The organism is Bradyrhizobium sp. (assembly GCF_030654605.1).
In the GTDB taxonomy this organism is placed as follows: Bacteria; Pseudomonadota; Alphaproteobacteria; order Rhizobiales; family Xanthobacteraceae; genus Bradyrhizobium.
This window is the reverse complement of the sequence record NZ_JAURXB010000119.1, coordinates 1-2,623: the sequence shown is the minus strand read 5'-3', so window position 1 is coordinate 2,623 and position 2,623 is coordinate 1. Positions and strand designations below refer to the sequence as shown.

At 62.6% G+C, this 2,623-nt stretch carries 2 protein-coding genes and 1 pseudogene; 2 read left to right on the top strand and 1 reads right to left on the bottom strand.

All coding sequences use genetic code 11. The features are described 5' to 3' along the window. Together Q7U29_RS12325 and Q7U29_RS12320 are read left to right on the top strand one after the other, a co-directional pair. Positions 1–116, top strand: a pseudogene (locus Q7U29_RS12325) (enoyl-CoA hydratase/isomerase family protein); the annotation flags it as partial. A gap of 442 nt (positions 117–558) precedes the next feature. Next, positions 559–1,527 (top strand): Bug family tripartite tricarboxylate transporter substrate binding protein, encoded by a 969-nt coding sequence (locus Q7U29_RS12320; protein WP_304741764.1) that lies wholly within the window; start codon positions 559–561, stop codon positions 1,525–1,527. 6 nt (positions 1,528–1,533) lie between these two features. On the opposite strand, the gene Q7U29_RS12315 is transcribed toward Q7U29_RS12320, so the two are convergent. Then, on the bottom strand, positions 1,534–2,623 hold a 1,090-nt coding region (locus Q7U29_RS12315; protein ID WP_304741762.1), incomplete at its 5' end, for a sulfatase-like hydrolase/transferase.

Here is a 2,623-nt window from a genome sequence, read left to right as displayed (position 1 = left end):
ACGAAAGCATCGCCTACACCGAAAGCCAGATCGCCTTGCTGGCGATGACCGAGGACGCCAAGGAGGGGCTGAAGGCTTTTGGCGAAAAGCGCAAGCCGACGTGGCCGGGGAAGTGATCGATTAATTCTCAAATAGCCCGTAGTGCACCGTCGTCCCTGCGAACGCAGGGACCCATACGCCGTGACCTGTCGGTAACAGCGCAGGCATCAGATATCGTTCTTAAACAATAATCGCCGCGGATTATGGGTCCCTGCGTTCGCAGGGACGACACAAGAACTGCGCTCGCCAAACGACCTGCCGGAGCGTCGATGAGGGGCAGCAGCCGTGCAACTCTGGAAATATGCCGTTGATTTGCCCGACGTGTCAAAATGTTTCTCGCGGCGAAGGCATCGATGCCGGCGGCCCTTTGTTACTGTACATGGGGTTGTTTTCGATATTCTTGTTTTGGGGCGAGGGCGGCACCGCCTTGCGGCCGGGAAGTGTGAGGCGCCCGGCACAGCCTTCCCATCTGCAAGCTAGTCTGGTGTAGTGGCCAAAATCGTCTGCCGGAGGAAAACCATGGATCGCCGAAATTTCATGGCTGGGTGCGCCAGTCTGGCGCTGTCAGCCAAAGCGGGCGCCGCGTTCGCCCAGTCCGGGCCGCTGACCAGGATCGTGTTTCCCTTCGCGGCCGGGGGCGGCGGCGACGCGCTGTGCCGGATCCTCGGGCAGCAACTTGGCCCGCTGCTCGATCGCAATATCATTATCGAGAACCGCACCGGCGGCGACGGACTGATCGGCATCAAGGCGGTCAGGGGTGCCAACCCCGACGGCACAACCATTCTGATTACCACCGGTCCGACCATGTATCTGTTGCCGATGGTGGAGACGGTGCCGAGCTTCAGCGCCGCGAAGGATTTCATGCCGGTGTCGCAGCTTGCACGGTTCGAATTCGGCCTGGTCGCAAGCCCGACGATCGGGGCCAAGGATTTCAAGCAGCTGGTGGCCTGGCTCAAGGCCAATCCGGACAAGGCGACTTATGGCGTGCCGAGCAACGGTACCATCCCGCATTTCACGGGACTGAAGCTGGAAGAAGCGCTCGGCATGAAAATGACCAGGGTGCCCTATCGCGGCAGTGCGCCGATCATCAACGACCTGATCGGCGGCCATCTGCCGTTCGGCGTCACCACCATTGCGGACGCAATCCCGCAGCACCGCGCCGGCGGCGTCAGGATTCTGGCCGTCAGCAGTGCGGTGCGCTCGCCATTCCTGCCGGAGGTGCCGACCCTGAAGGAGAACGGCATCGATCTGGTGGCCGATGCCTGGTACGGGATGTGGCTGCCCGCGGGCAGTCCCCCGGCCTTTGCCAAGCAATTGAGCGATGCGGTGGCCGTGGCGCTCGCCAAGCCTGAAGCGCGCGAGAAGTTGCTGGCGATCGGCCTGATTCCGGTCGGGACCACGCCCGAAGGGCTCACCCAGGAACTCGCCGCCAACACCGCATTCTGGCAGCCGATCGTCCAGGCTTCAGGCTACAAGATCACCAATTGAGCGGCTTCAGGCCGGCGGGATGCCGATTTTCTTCCGGATCGCGGACAGCTCGGCCTCGTCCCAGATCCCGATCAGGACCCCGTTCCGGACCTGGAGCTGCTTTTCGGCATAGGCGGCGATCTTCTCCGTGCTTGTCGTGATGTGCCCCTTGGGATGCAGTGCCCAGTCGAACAGGGCCGACTGCAGCCGGGCCATGATTTCGGCGCAGGAGGAGTCTTCGCCGCGGTCGGTCAATTCCTGCGGGTCTTCAAGCAGATCGTAGAGCATCGGCCGGAAGCCGGAGGCGTGGATGTATTTCCAGCGGCCGTCGTACACCATGAACAGCCGGCACTCTTCGATCGGTTGGTTGAGCTTCAGCCGGACATCCTGCATGCAGTAATCGTATTCCGAGAAGACGACCTTGCGCCAATCCGTGGGGCGCTCGCCGCGCAGCAACGGCATCAGCGAACGCCCCTCCAGAATGTGATCCGGCGGCTTGCCGCCGAAATAGTCAATGAAGGTCGGAGCCAGATCGATCGCCTCGACCAGCGCGTCGCAGACCGTGCCCCGCGTAGCATCGGCCCCGGCCGACGGATCGATCACGATCAGCGGGATCTTGGCGGAGGCATCGTGGAACAGGTCTTTCTCGCCCATCCAGTGATCGCCGAGATAATCGCCGTGATCGGAGGTGAACACGATCATGGTGGTCTCGAGCAGGCCGCGCGCCTCGAGAAAACCCATCAGCACGCCCATCTGGTCGTCGATCTGCTTGATCAGCCCCATATAGGTCGGAATGACTTTCTCGCGCGCCTCGTCGCGTGACATGTTGCGGGAGTAGCGCATGTCCATGTAGGCGGCGAATACCGGATGCGCCGATTGCTTCTCCTGCTCGGAGCGAACCGCGGGCAGCACGTCGCCGGGGCCATACATGCTGGCGTAGGGCTCCGGCGCGATGTAGGGCCAGTGCGGCTTGATATAGGACAGGTGCATGCACCAGGGCCGGCCGTCGGCTTCGGCCTCGGTGATGAAATCCATCGCGCGCCGCGTCATGTAGGGCGTCTCGGAATCCTCTTCCGCGACGCGGGCGGCCTTGTCGGCATGCACCAGCAGCCAGCCA